19 protein-coding genes and 2 tRNA genes are annotated in these 24,868 nt (G+C 70.3%); 15 read left to right on the forward strand and 6 right to left on the reverse strand.

Going from position 1 to position 24,868, the window contains the following annotated elements; genetic code table 11:
* Positions 1–41 precede the first annotated feature (41 nt).
* Positions 42–698: a hypothetical protein gene (locus tag ACWGKQ_RS48190; RefSeq protein WP_453298475.1), complete on the reverse strand. Its 657-nt coding sequence runs from the start codon at positions 696–698 to the stop codon at positions 42–44.
* A gap of 372 nt (positions 699–1,070) precedes the next feature.
* Between ACWGKQ_RS48190 and ACWGKQ_RS48195 the strand changes: the two genes are divergently transcribed.
* Positions 1,071–2,765, forward strand: coding sequence for a protein kinase domain-containing protein (locus ACWGKQ_RS48195; protein ID WP_453298476.1), 1,695 nt, complete (start codon positions 1,071–1,073; stop codon positions 2,763–2,765).
* Between the two features lie 13 nt (positions 2,766–2,778).
* Here the strand turns inward: ACWGKQ_RS48195 and ACWGKQ_RS48200 are convergent, their stop codons facing one another.
* Complete coding sequence (locus tag ACWGKQ_RS48200; protein ID WP_453298460.1) at positions 2,779–4,212, reverse strand: amino acid permease; 1,434 nt, start codon at positions 4,210–4,212, stop codon at positions 2,779–2,781.
* Positions 4,213–4,417: 205 nt separating this feature from the next.
* Between ACWGKQ_RS48200 and ACWGKQ_RS48205 the strand changes: the two genes are divergently transcribed.
* Complete coding sequence (locus tag ACWGKQ_RS48205; RefSeq protein ID WP_453298461.1) at positions 4,418–4,903, forward strand: ribose-5-phosphate isomerase; 486 nt, start codon at positions 4,418–4,420, stop codon at positions 4,901–4,903.
* A gap of 245 nt (positions 4,904–5,148) precedes the next feature.
* The gene (locus ACWGKQ_RS48210) at positions 5,149–5,955 is read left to right on the forward strand and encodes an Fpg/Nei family DNA glycosylase (protein WP_453298462.1); all 807 of its coding nucleotides are present in this window, start codon (positions 5,149–5,151) and stop codon (positions 5,953–5,955) included.
* A 7-nt stretch (positions 5,956–5,962) separates the two neighbouring features.
* On the opposite strand, the gene ACWGKQ_RS48215 is transcribed toward ACWGKQ_RS48210, so the two are convergent.
* Positions 5,963–7,204, reverse strand: a complete 1,242-nt coding sequence (locus ACWGKQ_RS48215; protein WP_453298463.1) for a GNAT family N-acetyltransferase — start codon at positions 7,202–7,204, stop codon at positions 5,963–5,965.
* Positions 7,205–7,378: 174 nt separating this feature from the next.
* Between ACWGKQ_RS48215 and ACWGKQ_RS48220 the strand changes: the two genes are divergently transcribed.
* The gene (locus ACWGKQ_RS48220; RefSeq protein WP_453298464.1) at positions 7,379–8,542 is read left to right on the forward strand and encodes a PP2C family protein-serine/threonine phosphatase; all 1,164 of its coding nucleotides are present in this window, start codon (positions 7,379–7,381) and stop codon (positions 8,540–8,542) included.
* A 457-nt stretch (positions 8,543–8,999) separates the two neighbouring features.
* On the forward strand, positions 9,000–9,458 hold the full coding sequence (locus ACWGKQ_RS48225; protein ID WP_453298465.1) for an HD domain-containing protein: 459 nt from the start codon (positions 9,000–9,002) through the stop codon (positions 9,456–9,458).
* 19 nt (positions 9,459–9,477) lie between these two features.
* On the opposite strand, the gene ACWGKQ_RS48230 is transcribed toward ACWGKQ_RS48225, so the two are convergent.
* The gene (locus ACWGKQ_RS48230) at positions 9,478–10,626 is read right to left on the reverse strand and encodes an acyltransferase family protein (RefSeq protein WP_453298466.1); all 1,149 of its coding nucleotides are present in this window, start codon (positions 10,624–10,626) and stop codon (positions 9,478–9,480) included.
* 459 nt (positions 10,627–11,085) lie between these two features.
* Here ACWGKQ_RS48230 and ACWGKQ_RS48235 point away from each other — a divergent pair, with 459 nt between their 5' ends.
* Positions 11,086–11,280, forward strand: coding sequence for a hypothetical protein (locus tag ACWGKQ_RS48235; protein ID WP_217549461.1), 195 nt, complete (start codon positions 11,086–11,088; stop codon positions 11,278–11,280).
* A 133-nt stretch (positions 11,281–11,413) separates the two neighbouring features.
* Here ACWGKQ_RS48235 and ACWGKQ_RS48240 read toward each other — a convergent pair.
* Positions 11,414–11,484 (reverse strand) — tRNA-Gly (locus tag ACWGKQ_RS48240).
* Positions 11,485–11,647: 163 nt separating this feature from the next.
* Here ACWGKQ_RS48240 and ACWGKQ_RS48245 point away from each other — a divergent pair.
* The 5 genes from ACWGKQ_RS48245 to clpX all read left to right on the forward strand — a co-directional run bounded on the left by ACWGKQ_RS48245 (position 11,648) and on the right by clpX (position 16,485).
* A tRNA-Pro gene (locus ACWGKQ_RS48245) sits at positions 11,648–11,724 on the forward strand.
* 186 nt (positions 11,725–11,910) lie between these two features.
* Positions 11,911–13,308 carry a trigger factor gene (gene tig / locus ACWGKQ_RS48250; RefSeq protein ID WP_453298467.1) on the forward strand — a complete coding sequence of 466 codons (1,398 nt, stop codon included), beginning with the start codon at positions 11,911–11,913 and terminating at the stop codon, positions 13,306–13,308.
* Between the two features lie 343 nt (positions 13,309–13,651).
* On the forward strand, positions 13,652–14,257 hold the full coding sequence (locus ACWGKQ_RS48255) for an ATP-dependent Clp protease proteolytic subunit (RefSeq protein WP_453298477.1): 606 nt from the start codon (positions 13,652–13,654) through the stop codon (positions 14,255–14,257).
* A 73-nt stretch (positions 14,258–14,330) separates the two neighbouring features.
* The gene (locus ACWGKQ_RS48260) at positions 14,331–14,996 is read left to right on the forward strand and encodes an ATP-dependent Clp protease proteolytic subunit (protein ID WP_453298468.1); all 666 of its coding nucleotides are present in this window, start codon (positions 14,331–14,333) and stop codon (positions 14,994–14,996) included.
* A 202-nt stretch (positions 14,997–15,198) separates the two neighbouring features.
* A complete protein-coding gene (gene clpX, locus ACWGKQ_RS48265) occupies positions 15,199–16,485 on the forward strand; it encodes an ATP-dependent Clp protease ATP-binding subunit ClpX (RefSeq protein WP_453298469.1) in 1,287 nt (428 codons plus the stop codon).
* A gap of 71 nt (positions 16,486–16,556) precedes the next feature.
* Here the strand turns inward: clpX and ACWGKQ_RS48270 are convergent, their stop codons facing one another.
* Complete coding sequence (locus tag ACWGKQ_RS48270; RefSeq protein WP_453298470.1) at positions 16,557–17,546, reverse strand: hypothetical protein; 990 nt, start codon at positions 17,544–17,546, stop codon at positions 16,557–16,559.
* 137 nt (positions 17,547–17,683) lie between these two features.
* On the opposite strand from ACWGKQ_RS48270, the gene ACWGKQ_RS48275 reads away from it, so the two are divergent.
* The 4 genes from ACWGKQ_RS48275 (at position 17,684) to ACWGKQ_RS48290 (ending at position 24,809) form a co-directional block, all read left to right on the forward strand.
* Entirely contained in the window at positions 17,684–20,314 is a 2,631-nt protein-coding gene (locus ACWGKQ_RS48275; protein ID WP_453298471.1) for a valine--tRNA ligase, read from the forward strand.
* A 106-nt stretch (positions 20,315–20,420) separates the two neighbouring features.
* Positions 20,421–22,919 (forward strand): SpoIIE family protein phosphatase, encoded by a 2,499-nt coding sequence (locus ACWGKQ_RS48280; RefSeq protein WP_453298472.1) that lies wholly within the window; start codon positions 20,421–20,423, stop codon positions 22,917–22,919.
* Entirely contained in the window at positions 22,912–24,450 is a 1,539-nt protein-coding gene (gene folC / locus ACWGKQ_RS48285; protein ID WP_453298473.1) for a bifunctional tetrahydrofolate synthase/dihydrofolate synthase, read from the forward strand. Before ACWGKQ_RS48280 ends, folC begins: the two co-directional genes overlap by 8 nt.
* Positions 24,451–24,452: 2 nt before the next feature.
* Positions 24,453–24,809: a DUF4233 domain-containing protein gene (locus tag ACWGKQ_RS48290; RefSeq protein WP_453298474.1), complete on the forward strand. Its 357-nt coding sequence runs from the start codon at positions 24,453–24,455 to the stop codon at positions 24,807–24,809.
* Positions 24,810–24,868 lie beyond the last annotated feature (59 nt).

A 24,868-nucleotide genomic window follows, 5' to 3' on the forward strand; every position in this document is an offset into this window, starting at 1 on the left:
CCCCCCCCCCCCCCCCCCCGGCCCCGCTGTCGTACCGGGTGTTACGACTGCTGCCGCGGCCGCCGCTGCGACCACCACACGCCCGCCGCCCCGGCCGCGATCAGCGCCGCCCCGGCCGCGCCGAGCGGCAGCACGTCAGGTCCCGCGCCGGTCTTCGGCAACTGGTCGCCGCTCGGCCCCACCGGCTTGTTGTCGGTGCCGAGCAGCAGCGGGGTGGCCGGGGCGTTCGGCGACGGGTTCGTCGTACCGAACGGCACCGGGCCCTGCTGCCAGAACGTCTTCTTCCCGTCCGCGCTCTGCACGGGCAGGCAGATCTTCCCGGTCCTGCCGAGGTCGAACGTCGCGTCGACCGCGTAGGACTTCGCCTTGCCCGCGCCGAGCGCGCCGACGGAGCAGCTGAACGCGCTGTTCGAACCGGCCGGCAGATCCTTTGCCGCGACGGCGTCGCAGCCTTGCACGCCGGTGACCTTCAGGCCGTCGAAACCGACCACCAAAAGCTTGATGTCGCCGCTTTCCCTGGTCCCTTCGTTCTTGACGGTGGCGGTGATCGCCGTTTTCTGCGAACTGTTGTCGACCGAGATCTTCTCGGGCAGTGTGGTCGTCAACTGCACACCCGCCGGTGCCTGGTCGACCGCCTTTCCCCCCTTGCCGCTTCCCGGTCCCTGGTCGTCGGCGGCGGCCGTGAACGGCAGGATCATCACGGCCGAAAAGGATGCCGTGACCAGCGACCCCGTGACCACGGCCAGCCGCCGGGCCATACGACGAGAACTCATGTTCGTCCCCCTTGCAACCCCCTGGACCGCGCCTGAATTCGCGGTCACTTGAAGAGGTACCACAAGATTTCTCCGCACTATGCTGGTACGGCCGTAAGTGTGACCATTGTGTGTCAGCAGGGGCGGTCGTTGAGGGGGTGCAGCGAATTGCCGGGAAATTCAGGGAGTTCAGGGGGCTCGGGGAATTCAGGGAATTCAGTTGGTGCGGGGAATCCGGAGAGTGCGGGGCAGGGTGGTGTTCCCGGGCTGCTGGTGACCGGCCGCTACCGGCTGGCCGAGAGCATCGGCCAGGGCGGGATGGGGCGGGTGTGGCGGGCCGCCGACGAGACGCTCGACCGGCAGGTCGCCGTCAAGGAGATGCGGATCGACGGCCTGGACGCCGAGGACACCCGCACCCGCCGCGAACGCACCCTGCGCGAGGCCAGGGCCACCGCCCGGATCGACCACCCCAACGTCGTACGGGTCTACGACGTCGTCGACGAGGGCGAACGCCTGTGGATCGTCATGGAGTTGGTCAACGGCCGCTCACTGGAGTGGATCATGGCCGAGGAGGGGCCGCTGAGCCCGCGCGCGACGGCCCGGATCGGCCTCGGCCTGGTCGCGGCGCTGCGCCAGGTGCACGCCGGGGGAGTGCTGCACCGCGACATCAAACCCGGGAACGTGCTGGTCGAGAGCACCGCGGGCCGGGTCGTCCTCACCGACTTCGGCATTGCCGCGATCCAGGACGCCAAGGCGCTCACCATGGTCGGCATGCTCGTCGGCTCCCCCGACTACATGGCGCCCGAGCGCATCTCGGGGCGCCCGCAGGGCCCGCCGTCCGACGTCTGGTCGCTCGGTGCGACGCTCTGCGCGGCTCTCGCCGGCCGCTCCCCCTTCTCCCGCGACACCACCCTGGCGACCCTGCACGCGGTCCTCTACGAGGAGCCCGAACTCCCGCCCACGGCAGGCCCGTTGCACGACCTGCTGGCAGCACTGCTGGAGAAGGAACCGACGGTACGGCCCGCCCTGGCGGAGGTGGAACAGGAACTGCACCCGGTGGCGTACCCTGCCCAGACCCCGACGGAGCGCCATCCGGCCCCGCGTCCGGCGGAACGCCCGACCCCGGCGTACGTGCTGCACCTCCCGGCCCCCGAGGACGAACGCCCGCAGCCACCACCGACGGAGATACAAGCATCCCCGCCGGTCAGCGCATCGACAGAGGCCCCTTCGGAACCCCGCGCGGAGGTCCGCTCGGAAACCCCGTCGAGCAATGCGACGGACCCGACACTGGAACGCCCCGAACTGCAGCGCCCCGACAGGGGCGCGGGGCTGCATCCATCTGAGGCTCCGCCGCGGAGCGCGACCAGCCCCCACGCACCCGCAGCGACCCACCACCGCAAGCCCCCCAAACGCACAACTCTCCTCGCCGTACTGGGAACCGCAGCCGTGGCCACCGCCCTCGCCATCCTCCTCACCACCACAACAGGCGGCGGCGAAAGCAATTCAGCGACCGGTGACTCCTCAACCCCCTCGACCACGACGCCCACTTCATCGGCGCCCACAGTCGAGGGCACCGCCCGCCCCCGCACCCTCCCACCCGGCGCCCACGAGGAGGCCGGCGGCTTCGCCTGGGCGCCCCCCACCGGCTGGCGCAGGGACGTGAAGACGGGCGCCGAGGTGCACTACACCTCCCCCGACGGCCGCCAGGAACTCGTCGCCAAGTCCTCGCTCGCCCGCGGCAACCTCATCAACACCTGGACCGCCTCCGAACGCAGCGCCCACCAGGGCCAGGACTACAGCAAGATCCGGCTGGCCGAGACGACCTTCCGCGGCCACCCGGCGGTGGTCTGGGAGTACACCTTCACCCTCAGGGGCACCCCCTGGCACGCACGGCTGCTGGGCTTCGACGCCGGCGGCAAGTCGTACCAGATCAACACCTGGTACCAGCCGGCGGTCGAAGCCCAGGCCGTGCGGACCTACGAGCAGGTGAAGGAGAGCTTCACCCTGCTGTGACGGCCGGCCGGGGTCAGCCGACGGACACCTTGTCGGCGGGCTCGGCGGCCGCCGCGGCCGTCCGGCCGCCCGTCACCTTCTCCTTCACCACGGCGACCACGACCACCACGGCCGCGACCAGCAGCGACAGCAGCACGGTCGTACGACCGCTGCTCTCGCCCTCCGTGTCGGTGAGCATGTAGCCCAGGACGAACACGATCAGAGCGGCCGTCGCCCAGGTCAGATACGGGTACAGCCACATCTTCACGACGAGCTTCTCCGGCGCCTCGGCCTGGATGATCCTCCGCATGCGCAGCTGCGAGAAGCAGATGACGAGCCAGACGAACAGGGCCACCGCGCCACTGGAGTTGACGAGGAAGAGGAAGACGGAGTCCGGGAACTTGTAGTTGAAGAAGACGGCGACGAACCCGAACAGCACGGACGCGACGATCGCGGCCATCGGCACACCACGGGCGGTGGTCCGCGCGAACGCCTTCGGCGCGTCACCCCGCTGCCCGAGCGAGAAGGCCATCCGGGAGGCCGTGTACAGGCCGGAGTTGAGGCAGGACAGCACGGACGTCAGCACGATGACGTTCATGATCTGACCGGCGTGCGCGATGCCCAGGGAGTCGAGGGCGGCGACGTACGAGCCCTTCTCCTTGATGGACGGGTCGTTCCACGGCAGCAGCGAGACGACGATGAGGATCGAGCCGAGGTAGAAGACGCCGATCCGCCAGATGATGCTGTTGGTGGACTTGGTGACCGCGCGCTGCGGGTCCTCCGACTCGCCGGCCGCCAGGGTGGCGATCTCGCTGCCCATGAAGGAGAAGACGACGAGCAGCACGCCGGTGAGGATGGCGCCGGGGCCGTGCGGCAGGAAACCGCCGTGGCCGGTGAGGTTGGAGAAGCCGGCCTTGTCGGTGTCCGCGCCGGGCAGCACGCCCAGCACCGCCAGCAGGCCGACGACGATGAACGCGCCGATCGCGACGACCTTGATGCCCGCGAACCAGAACTCGAACTCGCCGTAGGAGCCGACGGAGACCAGGTTGGTGGCGGTGAGTACCGCCATCACGATGAGCGCCCAGCCCCACTGCGGTACGGCCGGGATCCAGCCTTCCAGGATCGTGGCACCGGCGGTGGCCTCGACCGCCAGCACCACCACCCAGAAGAACCAGTACAGCCAGCCGATGGAGAACCCGGCCCAGCGGCCGAGCGCGCGGTCCGCGTGCGCGGAGAACGATCCGGAGGTCGGGTTGGCGGCGGACATCTCGCCGAGCATCCGCATCACCAGCACCACGAGCGTGCCGACGAGTGCGTACGAGAGCAGGATGCCGGGGCCTGCGGTGGCGATGCCGGTACTGGAACCGACGAAGAGGCCGGCGCCGATGACACCGCCGATGGCGATCATCGACAGATGCCGGTTCTTGAGTCCTGCTTGGAGACCGTCTTGGGGACCGTTGCCAGTCATGGGGGGAATTCCTTTGCGCCGGGTGAGCGGGCCCTCGTACGAGCGGCGTACGAGTCGGTCCAGTGAAACGGAGGTGGACTGATTCCTGAACCTTTGAATCCAGATCGTTACTTGAGGTTTTCCTGAGGTTCTGTAGTGTTACTCACAATTTCCGGGGTCCGGCCCCGCGCCTGCCGCGCGTTCACGCGCATGTCACACTCATCCCATGCGCGTGTATCTCGGCTCCGACCATGCGGGCTTCGAACTCAAGAACCACCTCGTCGAGTGGCTGAAGGCGGCGGGCCACGACCCCGTGGACTGCGGCCCCCACATCTACGACGCCGACGACGACTACCCCCCCTTCTGCCTCCGCGCGGCCGAGCGGACGGCGGCGGACCCCGAGTCCCTCGGCATCGTGATCGGCGGCTCCGGCAACGGTGAGCAGATCGCCGCGAACAAGGTGAAGGGCGTGCGGGCGGCGCTCGCCTGGAGCGAGGAGACCGCGTCGCTCGGCCGACAGCACAACAACGCGAACGTCGTCGCGGTGGGCGCGCGCATGCACACGCAGGACGAGGCGGTGAAGTTCGTCGAGACCTTCCTGAACACGCCGTTCTCCGAGGGCGAGCGCCACATCCGCCGCATCGAGATGCTGACGGAGTACGAGACGACGGGCGACCTCCCCCCGATCCCGGCGCACCACCCCCAGCCGTAGCGTCGCCCACCCACCCACTCGACTCGGTCGTCCGAGAGGCGAGGCAGGGGACGGCCGGCAGGCGTTCGGCCGCGGGCGCGCGGGGGCTGCTCGCGCAGTTCCCCGCGCCCCTTACGGGGCGCTACCGGCGGAACCGCACATGGGTACGGCCCCGCGCCGCCGTTGGGGCGCTGCAGTCGGGCCCCTCAGACGTTCACCTTTCCACTGACCGAGTCGGGTGGGTGGGTGGGAAAGGAATCACCTCAGTGCCAGAAGGGCACACGATCCACCGGCTCGCGCTGGACTACCGTCGGCTCAGCGGCGGACCCGTACGGGTCACCAGCCCGCAGGGCAAGTTCTCCGACGCCGCGGAGCTGATCGACGGCGCCCCCCTCACCCGTACCGAGGCCCACGGCAAACACCTCTTCCTCGGCTTCCGCGACAGCGACTGGGTGCACATCCACCTCGGCCTCTTCGGCAAGGTCACCTTCGGCGACGCCCCCGCGCCCCCGGCCACCGACACCGTCCGCCTCCGGCTGGCCGGCCCCACCGCCTACGTGGACCTGCGCGGCCCCACCACCTGCGCCCTGATCACCGACGACGAGAAGAACGCCGTACACGCCCGCCTCGGCCCGGACCCGCTCCGCGACGACGCCGACCCGGACGCGGCGTACCGCAGGATCTCCCGCAGCCGTACGACGATCGCCGCCCTGCTGATGGACCAGAAGGTCATCGCCGGTGTCGGGAACGTCTACCGCGCCGAGGTCCTGTTCCGGCACGGGATCGACCCGTACCGCGCGGGCAAGGACATCACCCCTGCGCAGTGGCACAGCATCTGGGCCGACCTCGTCGGACTCATGCACGAGGGCGTCCGGAACAACCGCATCGACACCGTCCGCCCCGAACACACCCCGGAGGCGATGGGCCGCCCGCCGCGCGTGGACGACCACGGCGGCGAGGTGTACGTCTACCGCCGGGCCACCCAGCCCTGCCACCTCTGCGGCACCGGGATCCGCACCGCCGGCCTCGCCGCCCGCAACCTCTTCTGGTGCCCCACCTGCCAGAAACGCTGAGCGCGCGCTAGAACCCGTGCGGCAGCCACGGCAGTGCCGGCGAGCCGAACGCCACCGACGCCTCCGCCAGCGCCCCCGGCCGCAGTTCACTCACCCGCCCGGCCCGCGCCAGCGACAGCAGGGACACCCCGCCGAGGTACGCCGCCGCCAACTCCCGTACCGACAGCGCCAGCTCGGCCTTGTCCGTCGTACGCTCGCAGGACGCCCCCTTGGCGTCCCCGGTCAGCCGCCAACGCCCCGCGTTCCAGGGGCAGAAGGCGTCCGCCACCTCCAACACCACGTCCACCGGGGTCTGATAGGTGCGCGCCGCGAGCGCCGCACCGACGTCGACGAGACGGACGTACGCCATGTCCCGCACCCGCGTCAGACAGCGCCGGATGTCGGAGACCTGGTACTGCCAGGCGTCGTCGGTCGGCCGCCTCCGTACCGTCAGCGTCGACATCAGGTCGATCCCGAACAGGAACCGCCACAGCGCCGCGTCGCTCGCCGGGTCCAGCGCGGCCAGGTCCTCCAGCGTCACCGTGCCGTCGTGCCCGCTCGGCGACCAGCCCAGCTTCGTACGGAACCGGGCGTACCCGGTGACCTTCCCGTCCCGTTCGGCGACCACGCACTGGATCGCCGACGCGCCCTCCCGCTCGCTCTCCGGGTCCAGCAGCCCCACCCGCTCCCAGCCCGGCTGCCGGACCAGCATCCCGGGCCGCAGCGGCACCAGCTCCGCGTAGACGGCCTCGCACGCGCCGAGCACATCGGCCGGGTCGGCGTACCGCAGCCGTACGTCACCGGTGCCGGCCGGCACGTCCAGCGTGACCCGGCTGGTGTCGATGTCGGCGAGCAGCTGGAAGGTCGCGGCGCCGTACCCGAAGCGGCCGTAGATCGCCGGCTCGGAGGCGGTCAGCGCGGCCAGCGGCTCGCCCCACTCCCGTACGTCGTCCAGCTGACGGCGCATCATCGACGTCAGCACCCCGCGCCGCCGGTGCGTCGCGGCCACGCTCACCATGCTGATCCCCGCGGTGGGCAGCAGGGCACCGCCCGGCACGGCCATCCGGAACCGGAACGCCCCGGCCGTCCCCACGAGTTCGTCCCCGTCCCAGGCGGCCAGCGAGCGCTCGGCCTCGGTCAGGGACCGGTCCAGCGCACGCTCCTCGGCCGATGCCGGACCGGCACCGAACGCCCGGATCAGGTGGTCCCACCACCTGTCGAACTCCTCGGGGCGCAGCACCTTCAAACCGGTCGTACGTTCGCTCGCCATGTGCCATGCCTACCAGGGCATTGCGGGACGAGCCAGCGAATTTCTCCCGGACGGCGACGCGGGGGCGTCCGGTGAAGTTCACTGTGAAGTCGCACCCGAAGGTGAGCCTCGGACGGGGGACAAGTGGGACCTCCCGTGCCAAGCAGCTGGTCCGATGGATAGGGTCCCGAACTAATGGCAGTAGACCGAGAGCGGCGCGCGAAGGCCGAGACGTTCCCGGCCCGGTGGAAAGTGCAGTGGCACCGGGTCCGCGTCGGCGTGCGCAGAAGCGCCGTGGACTACTTCCGCGGCGACGGTTCCGACTGGATCGCGCTGGTCGGGCTGCTGCTGACCGTCCCGGTCCTCGCCGCCATGACCCTCGCCAACTCGGTCTGGTTCTCCCCGGCCGCACTGGTCCTGCCGATCATCGCGGGCGGCCTGCTGCTGCGCCCGGCGAGCCTGCTCGGCCTGTACGCGGCAGCGGCCACCGCCCTGATCGTGGAGTCGGTACGGCTCGGCCCCTACACCGAGGGCCCCTCCCGGGTCACCCCGGGCGTGGTCCTCGTCGTGGCCGCCTGCGGTTTCTTCGGGCTCCTCACCGCCCAGTTCCGCAGCCGGGTCGGCGTGCCCTGGCGGCGCGGCGGCACCATGCTCTTCGACCTGCGCGAACGCATCCGGGTGCAGAGCAAGCTGCCGAAGCTGCCGCCGGGCTGGCACCGTGAGATGGCCCTGCGGCCGGCCGGCGGCCAGTCCTTCTCCGGCGACTTCGTGGTCGCGGCCCGCACGAACAACGGCCGCACGATGGAGGTCGTCCTCACGGACGTCTCCGGCAAGGGCATGGACGCGGCCTCCCGCGCCCTGCTCCTGTCCGGCGCCTTCGGCGGCCTCCTCGGCTCCCTGCCGCCGCACGCCTTCCTGCCCGCCGCCAACGGCTACCTCCTCCGCCAGGACTGGGACGAGGGCTTCGCGACCTCCATACACCTGGTCCTGGACCTCGACTCCGGCGACTACGAGCTGTACTCCGCGGGCCACCCGCCCGGTCTCCAGCTCAGCTCCGGCAGCGGCCGCTGGGAGGAGAAGGCCGCCGAAGGCCCCCTCCTCGGTGTCTACGACGGCGCCCAGTTCGACCCGGTGAAGGGCTCCCTGCGCCCGGGCGACGTCCTGATGATCTTCACGGACGGCCTGGTGGAGACGTCGGAGCGCGACATCGTGGAAGGCATAGACCGCCTGACGGGAGAAGCCGACCGCTATGTGGCCGGCGGCTTCCACGGCGCCGCGTGGCACCTCATCGAGGCGGTGGCGAAGGACGTCAACGACGACCGGGCGCTGCTCTTGATCTGCCGAGAGGCGGCGAGGTGACCACGGACCGCCGGCCGGCGCCGGATCATGTGCGGCTGCGGCCGGGCGGCCGGCGAAGCCCGCGGGCCGGCAGCCGACTGCGCCCAGCCCGTGGCCGATCCCGCAGTTCCCCGCGCCCCTGACGGGGCGCTACAGCCACCGCCTCTTCCCAGCCGCGGACAGCACCATCGCCACCCAGCCGCGGTCGCTCGTACCAGCCCGTCCAGCCGCTGGCAGCTGTGCCAGTTCATTTGCCGCCGGCAGCCGCGGTCGCTCGTACCAGCCCGTCCAGCCGCTGGCAGCTGTGCCAGTTCATTTGCCGCCGGCAGCCGTGGCAGCTCGTCCAGCCGCTGGCAGGCGTGTCAGTTCATCTAGCCGCGGGCAGTCGTGCCGCTGGGGCGGCACGGGTGGGCGCGGGCGGCACCCTGCCAGCGCCGGTAAGTGACACCCCCCGCCCCGGCCACGGCATACTCGCACCGTGACCACGCCGCCCCCTCTCCTCACCCTCCCCGAAGTCGAGAAGCTCGCCCGGGACGTCCACGCGGCGCAGACCGACAAGGCCGGCCGCCCCTACGCCGAGCACCTCGCCGCCGTCGCCCACGGCGTCCGCGCCCGTGGTGGCGACCCCGAGCAGATCGCCGCCGCCTGGCTGCACGACTCCGTCGAGGACCACGCCCTCACCGAGGAGTGGCTGGCCACCGCCGCCCTGAGCCCCCGCACGAAGGCCGTCGTCCTCGCCCTCACCAAGCACCCCGGCGAGCCCCCCGAGTCGTACGCCCACCGCATCCTCACCACCCCCGGCGCCCTGCTCGTCAAGGAAGCCGACCTCGCGCACAACGCCGACCCTGGCCGTCTCGCCGTACTGGACGAGGACACCAGGAAACGGCTGACCGAGAAGTACGCCCGGATGCGCGCCCTCCTCGGTCTCCCCGCGTAACGCGTCAGCGGGACACGCGTCACGCGTTGGCCATCTCCCGGCTCTGCGGCCCGCGCCCGCGCTCGCGCTCCCGCTCCCGCTCCCGGGCCCGGGCCAGTTCCGCCGCGTCCCGCCGGAACGCCCACGCCATCCCCGGCTCCATGGCGAACCGGAACACCCGCCGCACCGGCCGGGTGCACAGCAGCGTCACGAGGGCGCCCGCGACCGCGGTGACGAGGATCTCGCCGAGCGGTCCGTGCAGCCACTTCGGGTCGAACCAGCCCGCGTGGACGCCGTACTTCACGACGAAGCCGTGCAGCAGGTAGCCGTAGAGCGTGCCCGCGCCGAGCGCCGTGAACCACATGCGCCGGCCCGGTACCCAGGAGAAGAAGCCGGCCGTCAGCACCATCGAGCAGCCGAACATGGCCAGCACCATCACCGGCCCGCACCACCACGGCGCACCCAGCTCCTGCGCGGAGTCCCGGTGGTAGAACCACGCGGTGTTCATCCGCGGCACCGACCACCATGCGAACACCAGCGCGAGGGCGAACACCGGCACCGCGGCGATCCGCACCGGCCACCGGCGCACCAGCCGGAAGTGCTCGGGCCGCAGGCACAGGCCCAGCACGAAGTACGGCAGGAACTGCAGGACCCGCTGGAGGTCGAGGTCGTCACCGATGCTCGGGGACACCGACGCCAGCATCGCGATGCCGAAGGCGACCGGAAGGGGGTGGCGGACCGCCTTCCACACGGGTGTGGTCAGCCGCCAGACGAACAGCGCGCACAGGAACCAGGTCAGGTACCAGGGGTCGAGCAGGCTGATGTCCTGGCCGGAGTCGCCGATCACGAAGCGCTGGAAGAGCGAGTAGGCCGTCTCGAACAGGACATAGGGCACGACGACCCCGGTGACCAGCCGCTTCAGCCGGTCCGGGCGCATGTCGAAGTTCCGGGAGAAGTAGCCGGAGACGATGATGAACGCCGGCATGTGGAAGGCGTACACGACGCAGTACAGCGCCTCCAGGACGCGGCTGTCGCCCTTCAGCGGCTCCCACGAGTGACCCATCGCGACGAGCACGATCGCCAGGTACTTGGCGTTGTCGAAGAACGCGTCGCGCGGTCTGCCCACCGGCGGGCGGGCCGGGGGACGTGGTGTTCGGTTCTGGCCGGGGGACGTGGCGGCGTCAAACATCTGAGGCACCCTAGCGTCGCCTGTGGGATTTCGTAAAACCCCCGCCGTGAATCCCGGTAATCGGCGACGGCGGCCCGTGAACAGCCCGGTGATTTACCGAAGTCGATGCCTGCGCCTATGCGGTTTCATGCGGCACTTACACCCGCGATGTCCCTATTCATCCCTACTAATTGGTGCATAACGTCCGCAGGCGATCGCCACTTGCCGTGCCTGTGTCAAGAATTCGAATTGGCTGCGCACGTGTTGTGTGGACACTGAAACCATGTCTGTCAATTGCCGTGGATCCATGGCCGGGTGGGCCCTCGAATTGCAGTGCGGGCGGTTGTCGGTGCGCCGGGTGTTGTCGACGTTGTGTCACGAACCGCATAGTGCGGCCGGGTTGGTGGCACGATGGATCTGGCGGGGGTGCGGGCCGTACCCCTGGGCCGGAGAGCGGACCGACCGAGGGTGTGATCAGTTGTGGCCATTTCACTGTCTGTAGTGTTGCTGTTGGCGATCATCCTTGTGGTGCTGATGAGAGGGGGGAACATCAAGGCGGGCCCCGCCATAGTCGCCGTCCTCTTCGGCTTCTTCCTCGCGTCCACCGGGATGGCGCCCTCGATCCAGCGCTTCCTCGACTCGCTGGCGCAGACCATAAACTCGATCAACTTCTGACCGCGGTGCCGGCACGGGCAACCCGGCCGCCCGTCCGGCGTGGCACCCGAGGACGCGGCTCGCGGAAACGAACGCGGAAACGATCAGGGCCAGGCCGAGGAGGCATCCTCTGACCTGGCCCTGATCCGCCAAGAGCGGGCGACGGGAATCGAACCCGCGTAGCCAGTTTGGAAGACTGGGGCTCTACCATTGAGCTACGCCCGCACAACACGCGCCGCAGGTCGGTGACCGCGGCACAGAAGGCATCGTAGCGGGTCGTCCGCCGCTGAGGCCAACGTGTTGGTCTGCGCGGATGTCGCGCCGACGCGGGTGAACAAAGCGGCCGACGCAGGCGGCCCGGGCATGTACCCTACGTGTCGCACCGATACGGGGTGTGGCGCAGCTTGGTAGCGCGTCCGCTTTGGGAGCGGAAGGCCGTGGGTTCAAATCCCGCCACCCCGACCACCACCTGACGGCGTCCGTCTTGATCGCCTTTTGGGGCGCTGAGCGGCTGCGGTTACTATGCAAGCTGCGCGCCCGTGTGTCCCGGCCCCCTGTAGGACGGCCTCGAACTCCTCCGGGCGGCGAAACTCCGCCGGGCCCCTCTGGTACCGGCAGAACCCGAGAAGTCAGCCACAAGGAGACCGAACCGTGAAGAGCGCCGTGGAGACCCTGAACCCGACCCGGGTTCGGCTCACTGTCGAGGTGCCCTTCGAGGAGCTCAAGGACAGCCTCGACGCGGCGTACAAGAAGATCAACCAGCAGGTCACGGTGAAGGGCTTCCGCAAGGGCAAGATCCCGGCCCGCGTCATCGACCAGCGGTTCGGCCGCGGTGCGGTCCTGGAGGAGGCGGTCAACGACGCGCTTCCGAAGTTCTACACCGAAGCGGTCAACGAGGCCGAGCTGAACCCGCTGGGCCAGCCCGACGTCGACATCACCGAGCTGAAGGACGGCGAGACGCTGAACTTCACCGCCGAGGTCGACGTCCGCCCGGCCCTGGAGATCCCGGACTACTCCGGCATCGAGGTCGAGGTCGACGCCGTCGAGGTGACCGACGAGGACATCGAGAAGTCCGTCGAGCAGCTCCGCGAGCGCTTCGCCTCGACCTCCCCGGTCGAGCGCGCCGCCGAGGACGGCGACGTCGTCACCATCGACCTGGAAGCCAAGGTCGACGGAGAGGTCCTGGAGGACGGCATCGCCAGCGGTGTCTCCTACACCATCGGCTCCGGCGAGCTCCTCGACGGCATCGACGACGCCGTGAAGGGCCTGGAGGCCGGTGGCGAGGCCACCTTCAGCTCCGAGCTCAAGGGCGGCTCCGCGGCCGGCCGCGAGGCCGAGGTCACCGTCAAGGTCACCCAGGTCGCCGCCCGCGAACTCCCCGAGCTGGACGACGAGTTCGCGCAGCTCGCCTCCGAGTTCGACACCCTGGACGAGCTGAAGGCGGACAGCCGCAAGCGCCTCGCCGACATGAAGACGTACGACCAGGCCACGCAGGCCCAGGAGCGCGTCCTGGAGAAGCTGCTCGAGCTCGTCGAGGTGCCGGTCCCCGAGAAGCTGCTCGAGGACGAGATCAACACCCGCAAGCACAACCTGGAGCACCACCAGCTCGGCCAGATGGGCCTCGACCTCCCGAAGTACCTGGAGATCCAGGGCAAGACCGAGGAGGAGTTCGAGACCGAGACCCGCGAGGCCGCGGTCAAGGGCATCAAGACCCAGTTCGTCCTCGACGAACTGGTCAAGGTCGAGAAGCTGAACGTCAACCAGGAGGAGCTCACCGAGCACCTCATGCGGCGCGCGGCCTCCTCCGGCATGTCCCCCGACCAGTTCGCCCAGGCCGTCGTCGAGGGCGGCCAGGTCCCGCTCCTGGTCGGCGAGGTCGCCCGCGGCAAGGCCCTGGCCGTCGTGGTCGAGGCCGCCACGGTGAAGGACACCAACGGCGAGATCGTCGACCTGGACGACGAGGACGAGGACGAGGCGGAGGCCCCTGAGGCCGCCGCCGAGGCCACGGACGCCGCGGACGAGGCCGCCGAGGAGAAGACCGAGGGCTGAGCCCACGGCGCCTCCAGCGACGTAGAAGGGGCTTCTGGGGCCATTCCCGGGGGCCCCTTCGTCGTACCGGTCAGGGGCAGCGCCCCGAAAGGGGCGCGGGGAACTGCGCGACAAGCCGCAGCGCACCCGCACACACCCGCGCACCCGCACAACCACGGCGAGTAGCCACCGGCCCACCGCCGTGGCCGCTACGCCCCCGGCGAACAGCCCTGTTACCGGGATTCCCCGAAGGGACCATCGCGTTAGGGTCCATGAGTACGAGGGCAGCCAAGCCCCCGGCTACGGAAACGTGAGACGGCCCGGCGCCGTCGTAAGACGAGCAGGTGGATACGTGACGAATCTGATGCCCTCCGCCGCCGGCGAGCCTTCCTTCGGTGGTGGCCTCGGTGACCAGGTCTACAACCGGCTGCTCGGCGAGCGGATCATCTTCCTCGGCCAGCAGGTCGACGACGACATCGCGAACAAGATCACCGCGCAGCTGCTGCTGCTCGCGGCCGATCCCGGCAAGGACGTCTACCTCTACATCAACAGCCCCGGTGGCTCGGTGACGGCCGGCATGGCGATCTACGACACCATGCAGTACATCCCGAACGACGTGGTCACGATCGGCATGGGCATGGCGGCCTCGATGGGCCAGTTCCTGCTCACCGGCGGCACCCCCGGCAAGCGCTTCGCCCTGCCGCACACGGACATCATGATGCACCAGGGCTCCGCGGGCCTCGGCGGTACGGTCTCGGACATCAAGATCCAGGCCCAGTACCTGCTGCGTACCAAGAAGACCATGTCCGAGCTGACCGCGCTGCACTCCGGCCAGACCGTCGAGACGATCATCCGCGACGGCGACCGCGACCGCTGGTTCACCCCGGAAGAGGCCAAGGAGTACGGTCTCATTGACGAGATCATCACGCATGCCTCCGGTGTTCCGGGAGGCGGCGGCACCGGCGCCTGAGACCAGGCCCGGCCACGCCACGCTCCGCCGAGACTCCAGCCCCCCGAACGCCACCAGGACGGTGAACACCCTCATGAGCAACTTCCCCGGCGCCGCTGACGCCCGCTACGACGGGCCCCGGCCCGAAGCCCGCTACGTCATCCCGCGCTTCGTCGAGCGCACCTCCCAGGGCATCCGCGAGTACGACCCGTACGCGAAGCTCTTCGAGGAGCGCGTGATCTTCCTCGGCGTCCAGATCGACGACGCCTCCGCCAACGACGTCATGGCGCAGCTGCTGTGCCTGGAGTCGATGGACCCCGACCGGGACATCTCGATCTACATCAACAGCCCGGGCGGCGACATGACCGCCCTCACGGCGATCTACGACACGATGCAGTTCGTGAAGCCCGACATCCAGACGGTCTGCATGGGCCAGGCGGCCTCGGCCGCGGCCATCCTGCTCGCCGCCGGCACGCCGGGCAAGCGCATGGCGCTGCCGAACTCGCGCGTGCTGATCCACCAGCCGGCCGGCTCCACCGGCCGCGGCCAGCTCTCCGACCTGGAGATCATCGCCAACGAGTTCACGCGGATGCGCGAGCAGCTGGAGGACATGCTGGCCAAGCACACCAAGCGGCCGATCGAGAAGATCCGCGAGGACATCGAGCGCGACAAGATCCTCACGGCCGAGGAGGCGCTGGAGTACGGCATCGTGGACCAGATCATCTCCACCCGGAAGATGAACAACGCTGACGTCCGCTGACAGAGGCCGCTGACAGAGAATGTATTCTCTGCCGCCCTTGGCACGGTTTGACCGCGCGCACGTCAAGGTGCGCGTCAAAGTGAACCGTGCCAAGGGGGGCCCGTACAGGGGGCCCGGCAAGGTACCGTCGACATAAGGCAGCACCAGGAGGCGCTGGATTCGGAAGAGTCCAGGCGTCTCCCAGGCGAAGGGGAAGCACACCGTGGCACGCATCGGTGACGGCGGCGATCTGCTCAAGTGCTCGTTCTGCGGCAAGAGCCAGAAGCAGGTCAAGAAGCTCATCGCAGGGCCCGGTGTGTACATCTGCGACGAGTGCATCGATCTCTGCAACGAGATCATCGAGGAGGAGCTCGCCGAGACGAGCGAGGTGCGCTGGGAGGAACTCCCCAAGCCCCGCGAGATCTACGAGTTCCTGGAGGGCTACGTGGTCGGGCAGGAGCCCGCCAAGAAGGCCCTCTCGGTCGCGGTGTACAACCACTACAAGCGGGTCCAGGCAGGGGAGAACGGCGGCGGCCAGAACCGCGACGACGCCATCGAGTTGGCGAAGTCCAACATCCTCCTGCTGGGCCCCACCGGCTCCGGCAAGACGCTCCTCGCGCAGACCCTGGCCCGCATGCTGAACGTGCCGTTCGCGATCGCCGACGCCACCGCGCTGACGGAGGCCGGCTACGTGGGCGAGGACGTGGAGAACATCCTCCTCAAGCTGATCCAGGCCGCCGACTACGACGTCAAGAAGGCCGAGACCGGGATCATCTACATCGACGAGATCGACAAGGTAGCCCGGAAGAGCGAAAATCCTTCGATCACGCGAGACGTCTCCGGCGAGGGTGTGCAGCAGGCCCTGCTCAAGATCCTCGAAGGCACCACGGCCTCCGTCCCGCCGCAGGGCGGCCGCAAGCACCCGCACCAGGAGTTCATCCAGATCGACACGACGAACGTGCTGTTCATCGTGGGCGGTGCGTTCGCCGGCCTGGAGAAGATCATCGAGTCCCGGGCGGGCGCCAAGGGCATCGGCTTCGGCGCGACCATCCGCTCCAAGCGCGAGCTGCAGTCCAAGGACCAGTTCGAGGACGTCATGCCCGAGGACCTGGTCAAGTTCGGCATGATCCCGGAGTTCATCGGCCGGCTGCCCGTCATCACCTCGGTCCACAACCTGGACCGCGAGGCCCTGCTCCAGATCCTCATCGAGCCGCGCAACGCGCTCGTCAAGCAGTACCAGCGCCTCTTCGAACTCGACGGCGTGGAGCTGGACTTCGAGCGCGAGGCCCTGGAGGCCATCGCCGACCAGGCGATCCTCCGCCAGACCGGCGCCCGCGGCCTGCGCGCCATCATGGAAGAGGTCCTCATGTCGGTGATGTACGAGGTGCCGTCCCGCAAGGACGTGGCCCGCGTCGTCATCACGGCCGACGTCGTCCACTCCAATGTCAACCCGACCCTGATCCCGCGCGACGCGCGCGGCCGGGGCGCGGGCGAGCAGAAGTCGGCGTAACCCCGTCAGCCAACACCGAAGCGCCGGACCCTCGTCGAAGGGTCCGGCGCTTTCGCGTGGGCCGGCGGTGCCTACTTGGCGACGCGTACCTCACCCCGTACGTCGGCCGCGATCTTCGCCGACTCGTCGATGCTGTACGTCTTCACCGCCGCCGTCGGCTCCACCATGCCGATGGTGCTGTAGTCCGCCCAGATGCACAGGTAGGCCGTCTGGGCCTTGCCGGTGAGCTGGTTCTTGCCCTTCGCCTGCTGGCACTTCATCACCGCGCCGTCCAGCCCGGCGGGTGAGACGGACTGGGCGTCCCCCACCAACTGCACGCTGTCGTCCGAGGCGCCGTCCTTCTTCATGTTGGCGAAGGTGGCGTCCAGCGCGGCCTGCGGGTCCTTCACCGTGCCGTACACCCCGAAGAGCGTGACGTTCTCGGCGGTCTCCGCCTTCGCCACGTCCGCCGGGTTGCTGGTGTCCAGGGACTCCAGGTCGATGGTCGAGTAGATCGCGGTCACCGAAGTGGCGTCGGTGACACCGGACTTGGCGAGGTCCTCGGCGTCGCTCGAACTCGCCTTCTGCTCGCTGGAGTCACCCACCCGCTTGTACTTGGCGGACAGGATCGAGGCGGGCGCGGAAAGCTTGTGCGGCCCGTCGTCCTTGAGCCCGCCGCCACCCCCGGCGAGCACGAAGTACGCGCCGACCGCGACGGCGGCGACCACCGCCACCGCCCCGATGATCAGCCCTGTCTTCTTCTTGCCGCCGCCCGGAGCCGGCGGCTGCGGAACGCCGTAGGGCTGCTGGCCGTACGGCGGCTGACCGTAGGGCGGCTGCGGCTGGCCGTACGGGTTGTCCTGCGGGGGAACGCCCTGGGGCGGGTAGCCGTAGCCCGGCTGCGGCGGCTGCTGCCCGTAGGGTCCCGGCTGCGGCGGGGCGGCCGGCGGGGCCTGCTGGGGGTACCCGTAGCCGGGCTGGGGCGCCTGCGGCGGCTGGCCGTACGGGCCCGGCTGCTGCCCGTACGGTCCCGGCTGCTGAGGCGGCGGCCCTCCGTACGGGCCCGGCTGGTTGTAGCTCATCTCTGGGTTCCCCTCCAGATGCTTATGTGTTCCTGACATCCTGGCTCAGCCACAGGGGACTCATGGCACGGGGGTGCTCACCGTTACAGAACAAACGCGTTTCGGGACAGCGCCGGGACACCTCTAAACTGAGCCCCGTGACCGAGAATGCTCAGCAGCAGCCCACAGCGCCCAGCACCGAACTGCCGACCCAGTACGCGCCGGCCGACGTAGAGGGGCCGCTGTACGAGCGCTGGGTAGAGCGCGGTTACTTCGCGGCCGACGCCAAGAGCGACAAGCCCGCGTACACCATCGTCATCCCCCCGCCCAACGTCACCGGCTCGCTGCACCTGGGCCACGCCTTCCAGCACACGCTGATGGACGCGCTGACCCGCCGCAAGCGCATGCAGGGCTTCGAGTCGCTGTGGCTGCCCGGCATGGACCACGCCGGCATCGCCACCCAGAACAAGGTCGAGCAGCAGCTCGCCGAGGAGGGCAAGTCCCGCCACGACCTGGGCCGCGCGGAGTTCGTCGAGCGGGTCTGGCAGTGGAAGGAAGAGTACGGCGGCAAGATCCTCGGCCAGATGCGCCGGCTCGGCGACGGCGTCGACTGGGACCGCGAGCGCTTCACCATGGACGAGGGCCTGTCCAAGGCCGTCCAGACCATCTTCAAGAAGCTCTACGACGACGAGCTGATCTACCGCGCCGAGCGCATCATCAACTGGTGCCCCCGCTGTCTCACGGCCATCTCGGACATCGAGGTGGAGTACCAGGAGGACGACGGCGAGCTGGTCTCCATCAAGTACGGCGAGGGGGACGAGACCGTCGTCGTCGCCACCACGCGTGCGGAGACGATGCTCGGTGACACCGCGGTCGCCGTCCACCCGGACGACGAGCGGTACCGGCACCTGATCGGCAAGCGGATCAAGCTGCCGCTCACCGACCGCAGCATCCCGGTCGTCGCGGACACGCACGTCGACCCCGAGTTCGGCACGGGTGCCGTCAAGGTCACCCCGGCCCACGACCCGAACGACTTCGCGATCGGCCAGCGCCACGGCCTGGACTCCATCACGGTCATGGACGAGCGCGCGATCATCACGGTCCACGGCCCCTTCGAGGGACTCGACCGCTTCGAGGCGCGGTCCGCGATCGTCGCGGCGCTGCGCTCGCAGGGCCGGATCGTCGCCGAGAAGCGGCCCTACGTCCACAGCGTCGGCCACTGCTCGCGCTGCCAGACCACCATCGAGCCGCGCCTGTCCATGCAGTGGTGGGTCAAGGTCGGCCCGCTGGCGCAGGCGGCGGGCGACGCGGTCCGCGACGGCCGGGTCACGATCCACCCCGCCGACATGTCGAAGCGCTACTTCGACTGGGTCGACAACATGCACGACTGGTGCATCTCTCGCCAGCTGTGGTGGGGCCACCGGATCCCGGTCTGGTACGGCCCCGGCGGCGAGGTCGTCTGCGTCGGCCCCGACGAGGAGCCGCCCGGCACCGAGGCGGAGGGCTGGACCCAGGACCCCGACGTCCTGGACACCTGGTTCTCCTCCGGCCTGTGGCCCTTCTCGACCCTCGGCTGGCCCGAACACACCCCGGATCTCGAGAAGTTCTACCCGACCGACGTCCTGCTCACGGGCCACGACATCATCTTCTTCTGGGTCGCCCGGATGATGATGTTCGGCCTCTACGCGATGGACGGCGAGGTCCCTTTCAGGACCATCGCCCTGACCGGTCTGGTCCGCGACCAGTTCGGCAAGAAGATGTCGAAGTCCTCGGGCACGGCCGTCGACCCGCTCGACTGGATGAACCAGTACGGCTCCGACGCCGTCCGCTTCACCCTGGCCCGCGGCGCCAACCCCGGCACCGACGTCCCGATCGGCGAGGACTGGGTCCAGGCGTCCCGGAACTTCGCCAACAAGATCTGGAACGCGACCCGCTTCGCGCTGATGAACGGCGCGACGGTCGACGGCCCGCTCCCGGACCCGTCCGAGATGTCGGCGACGGACCGCTGGATCCTCTCCCGCCTCAACAAGACGGTCGCCGAAGTCGACGCGTTCTACGACGACTTCCAGTTCGCCAAGCTGTCGGACGCCCTCTACCACTTCGCGTGGGACGAGGTCTTCGACTGGTACGTCGAGCTGTCCAAGACCACCTTCCAGGCGGGCGGCCGCGGCGCCGAGGTCTCCCAGCGCGTCCTCGGCGAGGTCCTCGACGTCACCCTGAAGCTGCTCCACCCGGTCGTCCCGTTCGTCACGGACACCCTGTGGACGACGCTGACCGGCGGCGAGTCGGTCGTGATCGCCGACTGGCCGGCCGACAGCGGCTTCCGGGACGAGGCGGCGGAGCGGGAGATCGAGAGCCTCCAGTCCGTCATCACCGAGGTCCGCCGCTTCCGCGCCGACCAGGGTCTGCAGCCCGGCCAGCGGGTCCCGGCCCGGCTGACGCTGGACGGTACGGCCCTCGCGCCGCACGAGGCGGCCATCCGCCAGCTGCTGCGCCTCCAGCCGGAGGGCGACGCCTTCGCGGCGACGGCCACCCTGCCGGTGGCCGGTGCCACGGTCGCCCTCGACCTCTCCGGCACCATCGACGTCGCCGCCGAGCGCAAGCGCCTCGCGAAGGACCTCGCGGCCGCCGAGAAGGAGAAGGCCCAGGCGACGGGGAAGCTGGGCAACGAGGCGTTCCTGTCGAAGGCCCCGGACAACGTGGTGGACAAGATCCGCACGCGGCTCGTCAAGGCCGACGAGGACATCGCCCGGATCCAGGCCCAGCTGGACCGCCTCCCGCAGGCGTAGCCGCACACCGCGCGGCCCCGCGGGCGTACCTCCGCCCTACAATCCAAAAGTAGGAACATGACCTCAATGTTCCGTTTTGGTGCTTGGTGGCGGAGGGAACGCCCGCATGCAGCGCAGGGGCCGAACGAGGAGACCTCGGCAGGGGGGTCTGGCTCCCCTGGCGGCTGTCGCGGGTGCCCTGCTCGCCGTGCTGATGGGCCTCGTCTTCCTGATCCTGCTGCTGGCGATCCAGGACGCCCGGCACTCCCTGCTCTCCGCCCGCAGCGGCCGCCCGGCCCTGGACCAGATCGGAGTGGTCCAGGGCACCGTCCTCGACCTGGAGGGCGGCCAGCGCGGCTACGTCATCACCCGGCAGGACGAGTTCCTCAAGCCGTGGCGGGCCGCCCGGACGGCGTTCCCCGCGCAGGCCCAGCGGCTCGTGGACGTCAGCACGTCCCCCGCCCAGCGGCAGCTCGCCCAGCAGATCCAGCGGGCCGGGCAGTCCTTCGTCCACGACTACTCGGTCCCGCTCGTGGCCGAGGCCCGGCGCGGCGACCCCGACGCGAGCAGCGCCGCGCGGACCCTGGAGGGCAAGCAGCGGCTCGACGCGCTCCGGGGCCAGTTCTCCCGCTACGTCCAGGCCGAGCGCCTCGCGATCAACCAGCGCGAGAACGCGCTGGAAGGCCGGATGCGCACGCTGACGATCGCCGCGTCCGCCGGCGTCGCCGTGGCCGTCCTCCTGATCATCGCCTACGGCGCCTACGTGACCCGGGTGATCGTCTGGCCGGTGCGCAGGATGGCCCGCTTCGCGACCCGGCTCGCCGCCGGCGACCTCGGCGCCCGGGTGCCGCTCTCCGGGCGCCGGGAGATCGGGCAGCTGGAGACGGCGTTCAACACCATGGCCGGCTCGCTGGAGAAGAGCCACCGGCGGCTCAGGCTGCTCTACGACGCCGGTACCGCCGTCGGCAACACCCTCGACGTGGGGCGGACCGCCGACGAGCTGGTCCGGGTGGCCGTCCCGCGCTTCGCCGACTTCGTCACCGTCGACCTGGCGGAGTCCGTGCTGCGCGGCGGGGAACCGACGGCCGCCGAGACCGTCCTGCGGCGGGTGGCCCGCGGCGGCGTCCGCGACGACTCCCCGCTGGACCCGGCCGGTGCCCTGATCGACGTGGACTCGCCGCCCGGGGCCGACCCGCCCACCGGCGCCGGCGCGGCCCTCACGGCCGATCTGCGGGTCACCGGCAGCACGGGGCTTCCCGAGGCGCGCCACACGGACCGGCTCCTCGCCTACGGCATGCGCTCGCTGATCACCGCACCCCTGACGGCACAGGGCGTCGTGATGGGGACGGTCGCCTTCTGGCGGACCCGGGACTCACCGCCGTTCGAGAAGGACGACCTGTCCGACGCGGAGGAACTCGCCGCGAAGTCCGCGTCCGCCATCGACAACGCGCGGCGCTACACCCGGGAGCGCGAGACCGCGCTGGCGCTCCAGCGCAGTCTGCTGCCGCACGTGCTGCCCGACTGCCCGAGCGTCGACTTCGCCTACCGCTACCTCCCCACCGGCACCCGGGCCGGAGTCGGCGGCGACTGGCTCGACGTGATCCCGCTGTCCGGCACCCGCGTGGCCCTGGTCCTCGGGGACGTCGTCGGCCACGGCATCCAGGCCTCCGCCACCATGGGCCGGCTGCGCACGGCGGTCCGCACCCTCGCGGACGTCGACCTGCCCCCCGACGAACTCCTCACGCACCTGGACGACCTGGTCCTGCACCTCGACGACGGAGCGGGGGAGCAGGCCGCCGAGGTGGGCTCGACCTGCCTGTACGCCGTCTACGACCCGATCTCACGGCACTGCTCCCTGGCCAGCGCGGGCCATCCGCTGCCCTTCGTGATCACCCCGCAGGGGGCGGTGGAGCCCGCCCCCGGCCAGGCCGGCCCGCCGCTCGGGCTCGGCGGGCTGCCGTTCGAGAGCACCGAGCTGGACCTCACCCCGGGCTCCACCCTCGCCCTGTTCAGCAACGGCCTGGTGCACTCCCGCAACCTCGACCTGAGCCACGGTCTGGACCGGCTGCGCCGGGCGCTGGCGGCGTCCGGGGAGGGGGAGTCGCTGGAGGCGGCCTGCGACCGGGTGGTGAGCGCGCTGCGCACCGGCGAACCCCACGACGACGTGACCCTGCTGCTCGCCCGCACCCGCGCCCTGCCCTGCGACCAGGTGGCCACCTGGGAGGTCCCCGCGGACCCCGAGCACGTCGCCCTGGCCCGGACCCTGACCACCGGCCGGCTCGGCGCCTGGAAGCTGGACGAGCTGTCGTTCACCACCGAACTGGTGGTCAGCGAACTCGTCACGAACGCCATCCGCTACGGCGGCCCCCCGATCCGGCTGCGGCTCATCCGCGACACCAGCATGCTGATCTGCGAGGTCTCCGACGGCAGCAGCACCGCCCCGCACCTGCGCCGGGCCCGGGTCTTCGACGAGGGCGGCCGGGGACTGCTGCTGGTGGCCCGGCTCACCCGGCGATGGGGGACCCGGCAGACCTCCGCGGGCAAGACGATCTGGTGCGAGCAGGCGCTGCCGGCGACCGACGCGTCCACCCGTCCGCAGGGCTCCGTAGACTGGTGCCGTGAGTGATCTGCCTCCGCACGACCCCCATGAAAGCTCCGACGACGGCTTCGACGACAACTTCGACGACAACTTCGAGGACATCGTCGCGGCAGAGACGGACCGGGACCCCGATCTCGCGGTGATCGAGGCCGGCAGCCGGACCCTGCGCACCCAGGGCGGCCCGCAGCAGGCCGACGTCCCGGGCCGCCCCGAGGACCCCGAGGTCGACCTGGCCCTGCGCGAGGTGGAGGCGGAACTCGCCACCCGCTGGGGCGAGACCAAGCTGGAGCCGTCGGTCAGCAGGATCGCCGCCCTCATGGACGTGCTGGGCGAGCCGCAGCGGTCGTACCCCTCGATCCACATCACCGGCACCAACGGCAAGACCTCCACCGCCCGGATGGTCGAGGCGCTGCTCGGCGCCTTCGACCTCCGTACCGGCCGCTACACCAGCCCGCACGTGCAGTCGATCACCGAGCGCATCAGCCTCGACGGCGCCCCGATCAGCGCCGAGCGGTTCATCGAGACGTACGACGACATCAAGCCCTACGTCGAGATGGTCGACTCCCGGCAGGAGTACCGGCTCTCCTTCTTCGAGGTGCTCACCGGCATGGCGTACGCGGCCTTCGCGGACGCCCCCGTGGACGTCGCCGTCGTCGAGGTCGGCATGGGCGGCTCCTGGGACGCCACCAACGTCATCGACGGGGACGTCGCCGTCGTCACCCCCATCGACCTCGACCACACCGACCGGCTCGGCAACACCACCGCCGAGATCGCCGGCGAGAAGGCCGGCATCATCAAGCAGGACTCGACGGTCATCCTGGCCCAGCAGCCGGTCGACGCGGCGCAGGTGCTCCTCAAGAAGGCCGTCGAGGTCGACGCCACCGTCGCCCGTGAGGGCCTCGAGTTCGGTGTCGTGGCCCGCCACGTCGCCGTCGGCGGCCAGCTGCTCACCCTGCGCGGCCTCGGCGGCGAGTACGACGGCGTCTACCTCCCCCTCCACGGCCCCTACCAGGCCCACAACGCGGCCGTCGCCCTGGCGGCAGTGGAGGCGTTCTTCGGCGTCGGCTCCCAGCGCCCCGAGCCCCTCGACATCGACACGGTCCGCAAGGCCTTCGCGGCGGTCTCGTCGCCGGGCCGCCTGGAAGTCGTACGACGCTCTCCCACCGTCGTCCTCGACGCGGCCCACAACCCCGCCGGGGCCCGCGCCACCGCCGAGGCCGTCGGCGAGGCCTTCGACTTCAGCAGGCTGATCGGCGTGGTCGGGGCCAGCGGCGACAAGAACGTCCGGGGCCTCCTGGAGGCCTTCGAGCCGATCTTCGCCGAGGTCGTGGTCACCCAGAACTCCAGCCACCGTGCGATGGACACGGACGAGCTGGCCGCGATCGCCGTCGAGGTGTTCGGCGAGGACCGCGTCCAGGTCGAACCGCGGCTGCCCGACGCCCTGGAGGCCGCGATCACGCTGGCCGAGGAGGAGGGCGAGTTCGCCGGCGGCGGGGTGCTGGTCACCGGCTCCGTCATCACCGTGGGCGAGGCCCGGCTGCTCCTCGGGAGGGCCTGATCATGCGGACGCTCTGTTCCTCCACCCTGATCGGCGAGTTCTTCGTCATCGGCTTCGCCGCCCTGGTCGCCATGAAGGACGCCGACCTGTCCGCCGCCACGGTGTGGCTGGTCAGCGGCATCGCGATGGCCCTGTGCGTGGCCCTGTGCGGGGTGATCACCCGCCCCGGCGGCGTGGCCCTCGGCTGGGCCCTCCAGATCGCCCTGGTCGCCTCCGGGATCTTCGTCCCGACGATGTACTTCCTGGGCGCGGTCTTCGCGGGCCTGTGGTGGGCGTCCGTGCACTACGGGAAGAAGATCGACGAGGCCAAGGCCCGCTTCGCGGCCCAGAACACCCAGGACACCCCGTCCGGCGCTTGAGCACGTGCGAGGACGAGAGCCGCCCGCACCCCCACCCTCCAGCCCGTCCGGCGTTTGAG

The organism is Streptomyces sp. NPDC054770 (genome assembly GCF_053611985.1).